Annotated in this window: 5 protein-coding genes; 4 read left to right on the forward strand and 1 reads right to left on the reverse strand. The window is 62.4% G+C overall.

Going from position 1 to position 6813, the window contains the following annotated elements; translation table 11 throughout:
• Window positions 1-188 (reverse strand): hypothetical protein (locus BO74_RS01375; protein WP_496439470.1); only part of this gene is annotated, 188 nt, incomplete at its 3' end.
• 249 nt (window positions 189-437) lie between these two features.
• Here BO74_RS01375 and BO74_RS01380 point away from each other — a divergent pair.
• The 4 genes from BO74_RS01380 to BO74_RS01395 all read left to right on the forward strand — a co-directional run bounded on the left by BO74_RS01380 (window position 438) and on the right by BO74_RS01395 (window position 6579).
• Window positions 438-1586: a TIGR03088 family PEP-CTERM/XrtA system glycosyltransferase gene (locus BO74_RS01380; RefSeq protein ID WP_496439471.1), complete on the forward strand. Its 1149-nt coding sequence runs from the start codon at window positions 438-440 to the stop codon at window positions 1584-1586.
• Between the two features lie 414 nt (window positions 1587-2000).
• Window positions 2001-3902: an XrtA/PEP-CTERM system amidotransferase gene (locus BO74_RS01385; RefSeq protein WP_496439472.1), complete on the forward strand. Its 1902-nt coding sequence runs from the start codon at window positions 2001-2003 to the stop codon at window positions 3900-3902.
• Window positions 3899-5263, forward strand: a complete 1365-nt coding sequence (locus BO74_RS01390; protein WP_496439473.1) for a glycosyltransferase family 4 protein — start codon at window positions 3899-3901, stop codon at window positions 5261-5263. Before BO74_RS01385 ends, BO74_RS01390 begins: the two co-directional genes overlap by 4 nt.
• Window positions 5260-6579 carry a UDP-glucose dehydrogenase family protein gene (locus BO74_RS01395; protein WP_496439474.1) on the forward strand — a complete coding sequence of 440 codons (1320 nt, stop codon included), beginning with the start codon at window positions 5260-5262 and terminating at the stop codon, window positions 6577-6579. The genes BO74_RS01390 and BO74_RS01395 overlap by 4 nt, the downstream gene beginning before the upstream one ends.
• The last annotated feature ends 234 nt before the right edge of the window (window positions 6580-6813 follow it).

A 6813-nucleotide genomic window follows, 5' to 3' on the forward strand; every position in this document is an offset into this window, starting at 1 on the left:
CTGAGTAGCAAAATACTGGAATTTCCAATTTTGCGACCTGCGACAAATGCAGGATTGGGATGAATAATATCGGAATGTGACGAGCGATGCAATATTCCTGCATTTTTTGTATTTATCTGGTTTTGCTCATCACTATTGCTAACTATTTGATAATTAACGATATCGAGGATTTTGGCAGGGCCGTGCAAATTGCCAGAGTGAGAACGTTACTCGCAGGAATCCTGCAAGCGATGTAACATTGGGATTTTTGGGAATCCTTTTAAGTCAGCGGGTTAGCCAACTTCCGGCGTTCTTGGTTGCCTTATTGGCAATATTGGAACTTCCGGCCTTCGCCGGAATGACGAATCTAACGGCGGCGCGGAGGCATTGCTGAGCCGTTTCGTCTCGGCGGCGTTGCCGTCGATCGAAGCTGCGCTGCAACAGACCCGGAGCAGGCGATGACCGTAACGGCCGATCCGCGCCCGCTGATCGTCCATGTCATGCATCGTTTCGATGTCGGCGGGATGGAGAACGGCATCGTCAACCTCATCAACCACATGCCGCGTGAGGCCTATCGCCACGCCATCGTCGCATTGACGAAGGTCACCGACTTTCGCAAGCGTATCCGGCGCGATGACGTGGAATTTTTCGCCCTCGACAAGCAACCCGGACACGCCTTGTGGATCTACCCGCAACTGTTCCGCCTGTTCAAGCAGCTGCGGCCGGCCATCGTGCATACCCGCAATCTCGGGGCGCTGGAAGTTGCGGTTCCCGCCTGGGCGGCCGGTGTGCCAGCGCGCATTCACGGCGAACACGGACGGGATTTCGACGACCTCGACGGCACATGCAAGAAAAACCAGTGGATCCGCCGGATTTATCGGCCGTTTGTGACGTATTACATAGCGTTGTCCCGCGACCTTGACCAGTATCTGACTCAATCGGTGGGCATTCCGGCGAAACGGGTGGTCCAGATCTACAACGGCGTCGATGCCGAGCGCTTCCATCCAGCAACTCGACGGGTGCCGATTCCGGGGTGTCCTTTCAACGACGAGGGGTTATGGATCGTGGGCACGGTCGGGCGCATGCAGGCAGTGAAAAACCAGACCCATCTGGCGCGGTCGTTCATTCAGGCGCTGCAGACGACGCCGGAATTGCGGCAACGGCTACGCCTGGTGATGATCGGCGGCGGGCCGTTGCGCGACGAGTCACTGGCCTTGCTCGAACAGGCGGGCTGCGCCGATCTGGCCTGGCTGCCGGGTGAGTGTAACGACGTGCCGGACATCCTGCGCGGACTGGACTGCTTCGTCCTGCCGTCGCTGGCGGAAGGCATCTCGAACACCATCCTGGAGGCAATGGCCTGCGGGCTGCCGGTGATTGCCACCGACGTTGGCGGCAACGCCGAATTGATCGCGGCGGGCACGACGGGAACGCTCGTGGCCTCCGGTGACGTGCCGGCCATGGCAGGCGAGATCGGACGGCTGTCGCAACAGGATGAAATGACGCGAGAAATGGGCAAGAGCGGGCGGCGCCTGGTCGAGCAGAAGTTCAGCATGGAGGCCATGGTGCGGCAGTATCAGGATCTGTATGACTCCTGTGTTAAAAGGTGACGTATGTGTTAGGAAAACGCTGAACTATTCGTCACCCCGGCGAAGGCCGGGGTCCAGTTCGTTGAATTTCCTGGATTCCGGCCTTCGCCGGAATGACGAATCTTCAATAAATCAGGGTTCCCTAAGATCAGGCAGTAACGCTGTACCAGTAATACAAGTTAAGGAATGGATAAAGAGATGACGCTGACTCGTGATCTCATTTTGCGCGATCTCGTTGAAACGAGCGTTTGAGTACCCAGTCAGTCACGATGAATCAAATGGACCTTTCAGACTCCGTCATTCCGGCGCAGGCCGGAATCCAGTATCGGAGAGCAATCGCCGACTGGACCCCGGCCTTCGCCGGAGTGACGAATATCTCAGCACTTCCCTAACTAACAGGGCACAGCAGATTTAAGACAGAAACGGACCAAAGCGATGTGTGGAATTACCGGAATTTTCGATACCCGCGGGCGGCGTGACATCGATCGCGCGGTTCTGACGCGGATGAACGAGTCGCAGCACCATCGCGGCCCGGTGGAGGGCGGGGTACATGTCGAGCCGGGGGTAGGGCTCGGGCATCGCCGCCTGTCGATCATCGATCTGGCGACCGGCCAGCAGCCGCTCTACAACGAAGACCAGAGCGTTTGTGTCGTCTTCAACGGCGAAATCTACAACTACCTCGAACTCATCCCCGAACTGCAGGCGCTCGGGCACGTGTTCCACACCCGCAGCGATACCGAAGTCATCGTCCATGCCTGGGAGGCGTGGGGCGAGAAATGCGTCGAGCGTTTCCGCGGGATGTTCGCCTTCGCCCTGTGGGACCGCAATCAGGACTGCCTCTTTCTCGCCCGCGACCGCCTCGGCGTCAAGCCCTTGCATTACGCGCTGCTGAACGACGGCACGCTGCTCTTCGGCTCGGAGCTGAAATCGCTGCTGGCGCACGGTGGCTTGCCCAAGGACATCGACCCGCTCGCCGTCGAGGAATACTTCGCGCTCGGTTACGTCGCCGAGCCGCGCTGCATCTTCAAACAGGCGCGCAAGCTGCCGCCGGCCTGCACGCTGTTGGTCAAGCGCGGCGAGGCGCTGCGGGAACCGCGTGAATACTGGGATGTGCGTTTCTCGCTCGACCGCCAGATCAGCGAGGCGGAAGCCTTCGAGGAACTCACCGCACGGCTCAATGAATCGATCCGCCTGCGCCTGATGTCGGAAGTGCCGCTCGGCGCCTTCCTGTCCGGCGGCGTCGATTCGAGCGCCGTCGTGGCGCTGATGGCCGGGCTCAACAGCGATCCGGTGAACACCTGCTCGATCGCCTTCAGCGACCCGGCATACAACGAGGCCGAATTCGCCCGCCAGGTGGCCGAGCGCTACAAGACCAACCACTTCGTCGATACCGTCGAGAGCGACGACTTCGACCTGATCGACACGCTGGCCCGTCTCTACGACGAGCCCTATGCCGACAGCTCGGCGATCCCCACCTACCGCGTCTGCCAACTCGCGCGCAAGCACGTGACGGTGGCCCTGTCCGGCGATGGCGGGGACGAGAGCTTCGGCGGCTACCGGCGCTACAAGCTGCACCTGATGGAAGAGGGCATGCGCTCGGCCCTCCCGCTCGGCGTTCGCCGCCCGCTCTTCGGGATGCTCGGCCGCGTCTATCCCAAGGCCGACTGGGCGCCGCGCGTGTTCCGTGCCAAGACCACCTTCGAGTCGATGGCGCGCACTTCGGTCGAAGCCTACTTCCACAGCATGTCGCTGATCCGCGATCCGGAACGCAGCCAGCTTTACAGCGACAGCTTCCGGGCCGAACTCGGCGGCTACAGCGCCATCGACGTGTTCAACCGCCACGCCGCGCGCGCCGGTACCGACGATCCGCTCGGGCTGATCCAGTACATCGACCTGCACACCTATCTGGTCGGCGACATCAACACCAAGGTCGACCGCGCGAGCATGGCGCATTCGCTGGAGGTGCGCGAGCCGCTGATGGATCACCCGCTGGTCGAATGGCTGGCGACGCTGCCGTCCACGCTGAAGCTGAAACGCGGCGAGGGCAAGTATCTGCTGAAGAAGGCGATGGAACCCTACCTGCCGCGCGACATCATGTATCGCCCGAAAATGGGCTTTGCCGTGCCGCTGTCCCGCTGGTTCCGCGGCCCCCTGAAGCAGCGTGTGCGGGATTCGCTGCTCAATGGGCGGATCGCCGAATCGGGCTTGTTCAATCCGCAGGCAATCAGGCAGATCGTCGAACAGCACGAATCCGGCCGACGTGACCACAGCACGCCGCTGTGGACCCTGCTGATGTACGACGCCTTCCTGCGCAACGTGATGGACAGCGCGGCATGAGGATTCTCTACCACCACCGGACCGCGTCGAAGGACGGCCAGGCCGTGCACATCGAGGAGATGATTGCCGCGATGCGCGCCGACGGGCACGAGGTTCGCGTGGTGGCGCCCGAGATCGGCGACCCTGGCAAGATGGGTGCCGAGGTCGGCTGGATCCATCGGCTGAAGGCCTCGCTGCCCAAGGCCGTCTATGAACTGTTGGAACTCGCCTATTCACTGCACGCCTACCGCAAGCTGAAGGCAGCGGCCGCGGACTTCCGGCCCGACGTCATCTACGAACGCTACAACCTGTTCCTGCTGGCGGGCGCGATGCTCAAGAAGCGTCTGGGCATTCCGCTGCTGCTCGAAGTCAACTCGCCGCTCGTTTTTGAGCGGTCGCGCCACAGCGGCGGGCTGGCGCTGCCATCACTGGCGAAATGGGCGGAAGGCCGGGCCTGGCGCGCGGCGGACTGGGTGCTGCCGGTGACGCGCGTGCTTGCCGGCTACGTGACGGCCTACGGTGTTCCCGAGGAGCGGATCGCCGTGATTCCCAACGGGATCAACAAGGCGCATTTCGACACGGCGCCGGCGCTGGATGAGGCGAAGGCGCAACTCGGTCTGCAAGGCCGGCTGGTGCTTGGCTTCACCGGCTTCGTCCGCGACTGGCATGGCGTCGACCGCGTCATCGACTGGATGGCCTCGGAGAATGCGCCGCAGAACGTCTTTTTGCTCGTCGTCGGCGACGGGCCGGCGCGGGAAGATCTGGAAGCGCAAGCGAGGCGCCTCGGTCTGGCGGATTCCGTCCGTTTTACCGGCGTGGTTCACCGCGATACGGTGCCCGCGCACGTCGCCGCCTTCGATGTCGCGCTGCAACCCGCGGTCACGGCATACGCCTCGCCGCTGAAGATGATGGAATACCTGGTGCTCGGCAAGGCCATCATTGCGCCGCGTGCGCCCAACATCTGCGAAATCCTGAGCGATGGCGAGAATGCCGTACTGTTTGACGAAGGCGTGTCGGGCAGCCTCGAAGCGACCTTGACCGAAATCTGCAAGGATGAAGCATTACGCTGCCGCCTCGGCGCCGCCGCGCGCGATACCATCGACCGGCTGCAGCTGACCTGGCTCGGCAATGCGCGCAAGGTCGTCGCACTGGCCGAACAAGCAACTTGCCGTCATGCCGGTGCAGTCCGGAATCCAGGAACGGCCTGCGAAACATCCCCCTGGGTCCCGGCCTCCGCCGGGACGACGAGCGACCACCCCCGTCATTCCGGCGAAGGCCGGAATCCAGAAACAGCCGTTGAAAAAGCCCCCGGGGCCCAGCCACCCCCGGGACGACGCCCCACAGAAAACACCCAAGAATTCAATAAGGAAAATAAAACATGAAAGTCACCGTTATCGGAACCGGCTACGTCGGCCTGGTCAGCGGCACCTGTCTCGCAGAAGTCGGCAACGATGTCCTTTGCCTCGACGTCGACGCAGAAAAAATCCGCATCCTCGAAGAAGGCGGCGTACCGATTTTCGAGCCCGGGCTGCAGGAGATGGTCCAGCGCAATGTCGCCGCAGGACGCCTGCACTTCACCACCGACATCCAGCGCGCCGTCGATCACGGCGCGATCCAGTTCATCGCCGTCGGCACCCCGCCGGACGAGGACGGTTCCGCCGATCTCAAATACGTCCTCACCGCCGCACGCAACATCGGCCGCCTGATGACCGACTTCAAGGTGGTCGTTGACAAGAGCACCGTCCCGGTCGGCACTGGCGCCAAGGTCAAGGCCGCGATTGCAGACGAACTGCAGAAGCGCGGCGTGGATGTCCCGTACAGCGTCGTTTCCAACCCGGAATTCCTCAAGGAAGGCGCGGCGGTCGAGGACTTCATGCGCCCCGATCGCGTCGTCATCGGCGCCGAGGACGAGCAGGCCGTCTTCCTCATGCGCGCCCTTTACGCCCCGTTCCAGCGCAACCACGAGCGCCTGATCGTCACCGACGTGAAAAGCGCCGAACTCACAAAATACGCCGCCAACGCCATGCTGGCGACCCGCATCAGCTTCATGAACGAGCTCGCCAATCTGGCGGAAAAGCTCGGAGCCGACATCGAGATGGTGCGCCAGGGCATCGGCAGCGACCCGCGCATCGGCTACCACTTCCTCTATCCCGGCTGCGGCTACGGCGGTTCGTGCTTCCCGAAGGACGTCAAGGCGCTGATCAAGACCGCGGCCGACGATGCCGGCCTCGGCCTGAAGGTGCTGCGCGCCGTCGAAGAAGCGAACGACGCGCAAAAGCACGTACTGACGGAGAAACTCAAGGCGCGTTTCGGCGACCTTGCCGGCCGGCACTTCGCCGTGTGGGGCCTCGCCTTCAAGCCGAACACCGACGACATGCGCGAAGCCCCCAGCCGCGAACTCATCGCCGATCTCTTTGCCGCCGGCGCGACCGTATCGGTCTACGACCCGGTGGCCATGGACGAGGCGAAACGCATCTTCGGCGACGATGCTCGGCTGCGTTTCGCCACCAGCCCGCGCGAAGCCCTGCGCGATGCCGACGCACTGGTGATCGTTACCGAATGGAAGGAATTCCGCAGCCCCGATTTCGACGCGATCAAGAGTGATCTGAAGCAACCCCTGATCTTCGACGGGCGCAACCTCTACGACCCGAAGTTCGTGCGCGGCATGGGCATCGACTACTTCGCCATCGGGCGCTGAACGGTGACCAGGCCTATCCTCCCCAAACCCCCCGTCATTCCGGCGAAGGCCGGAGGCCAGGGAGTGGGGGCATGCTACCTCCTTTCGCTATTCCAAAAGAAAAAGGTCTCCGCCAGGGAATTTCAGAACTATCCGTCACCCCGGCGTAGGCCGGGGTCCAGTGGGGAGCCTCAAACGCTGTTCCTGGATTCCGGCCTGCGCCGGAATGACGCAGTTTCTCGCTCGTCGTCCCGG

It is taken from the genome of Propionivibrio pelophilus DSM 12018 (assembly GCF_059569095.1).

Bases quoted from the DNA above. Each gene is read 5' to 3' on its own strand.
- BO74_RS01380 (WP_496439471.1), top strand. From the start codon at position 438: ATGACCGTAACGGCCGATCCGCGCCCGCTGATCGTCCATGTCATGCAT.
- BO74_RS01385 (WP_496439472.1), top strand. From the start codon at position 2,001: ATGTGTGGAATTACCGGAATTTTCGATACCCGCGGGCGGCGTGACATC.
- BO74_RS01390 (WP_496439473.1), top strand. From the start codon at position 3,899: ATGAGGATTCTCTACCACCACCGGACCGCGTCGAAGGACGGCCAGGCC.
- BO74_RS01395 (WP_496439474.1), top strand. From the start codon at position 5,260: ATGAAAGTCACCGTTATCGGAACCGGCTACGTCGGCCTGGTCAGCGGC.